The following is a 483-nucleotide window of genomic DNA, read 5'->3' as shown; positions in this document are numbered from 1 at the left end:
GGCCGGGCCAGGCGGGTGGCGTGTCGCCCTCCCCCGCCAGCCAGCGTGTCAGCGCGGCGCGGGCGGCGTGGAGCTCGGCGGCGGTGCGACCGATCGCGTGCGCGCCCATCAGCGACGCCGACGCCTGTCCCAGCGCGCAGGCACGGACCTGCATGCCGAGCGCGGCGACGCGGCCCGATACGTCGAGATCGACATCGACGGTCACGCGGCTGCCGCACACGGGCGAGCGCTTCTCGACGCTCGCCATCGGGTTGGGCAAGCGCTGGTGATGCGGGATGGTGGCGGCGAGCCGCAGGATTTCGGTGTTGTAGAGCGGAGCCGTCATGGCTCCGATGTAACCTGCTCCGACCCGTTCGCAAGCGCATCGGCGTCGGTTTCGTTGCCGAACACCGGTTCGCCGCGACGGCGGCGGTCGACGAACTCGGCGATGCTGGCGCTGGTGGCGTTGAGCAGCGGATAGGTGCGACCGGCGGTCATCCATTC

Annotated in this window: 1 protein-coding gene; it reads right to left on the bottom strand. The window is 71.6% G+C overall.

Going from position 1 to position 483, the window contains the following annotated elements; translation table 11 throughout:
• Nucleotides 1-325 (bottom strand): iron-sulfur cluster assembly scaffold protein (locus AX681_RS16095; protein WP_066682478.1); only part of this gene is annotated, 325 nt, incomplete at its 3' end.
• Nucleotides 326-483 lie beyond the last annotated feature (158 nt).

Origin of the sequence: Sphingomonas sp. CCH9-E2, from assembly GCF_001557215.1 — a bacterium.
Classification (GTDB): domain Bacteria; phylum Pseudomonadota; class Alphaproteobacteria; order Sphingomonadales; family Sphingomonadaceae; genus Sphingomonas.
This window is presented reverse-complemented; position numbering and strand designations above follow the sequence as displayed.